We start from the raw sequence: 842 nt of genomic DNA on the forward strand, positions 1-842 counted from the left end.
GGCGGTGTGTTGTGGTGGTGAGGTGTTGTCGTACGGGGAGTTGGAGGTGCGGGCGAATCGGCTTGCGTGGGGTTTGCGGGGTCGGGGTGTGGGTGTGGGTGATGTGGTGGGGGTGTTGCTTCCGCGGTCGGTTGATCTGGTGGTGGCGTTGTTGGGGGTGTTGAAGTCTGGTGCGTGTTATGTGCCGATGGATGTGGGTTATCCGCGTGAGCGGGTGGATTTCATGGTGGAGGATTCGGGGGTTTGTCTGGTTCTGGATTCGGTGGAGGGTTTTCCGGATGGTGGGCGTTCGGATCGGGTTCCTGTGGTGGGGGGTTCTTCGGATGCGGCGTATGTGATTTATACGTCGGGTTCGTCGGGGCGGCCGAAGGGTGTGGTGGTTGAGCATGTGCAGGTGAGGGCGATGTTGGAGTGGGCGGGGCGGGTGTTCTCCGGGGGTGAGTTGGCGGGGGTGTTGGCGGCGACTTCGGTGTCGTTCGATCTGTCGGTGTTTGAGATTTTTGCTCCGTTGTCGGTGGGTGGGACGGTTTATTTGGTGCCGGACAGTGCGTTGGATCTGATTGCGCATCCTGAGTGTTATGTGGATGTCACTTTGGTGAATACGGTTCCGTCGGTTGTGCGTGAGTTGTTGGTGGCGGGTGCGATTCCGCCTCGTGCGGGGACGGTGAATCTGGCGGGTGAGGCGTTGGCTCCGGGTTTGGTGGCGGAGTTGTATGCGCATCCGGTGGTGGGTGTGGTGAACAATTTGTATGGGCCGTCGGAGGATACGACGTATTCGACGTTTGCGGTGACGTCGGCTGGTGATCCGCGGACGCCGATCGGTGTTCCTGTGGACGGGACGG

At 60.7% G+C, this 842-nt stretch carries 1 protein-coding gene; it reads left to right on the forward strand.

The window, feature by feature from the left end; genetic code table 11:
• Positions 1-46: 46 nt before the first annotated feature.
• The coding region (locus tag SZN_RS37250) for an AMP-binding protein (RefSeq protein WP_244313506.1) at positions 47-842 on the forward strand (796 nt) is incomplete at its 3' end.

It is taken from the genome of Streptomyces zinciresistens K42, from assembly GCF_000225525.1.
GTDB classification, from domain to species: Bacteria; Actinomycetota; Actinomycetes; order Streptomycetales; family Streptomycetaceae; genus Streptomyces; species Streptomyces zinciresistens.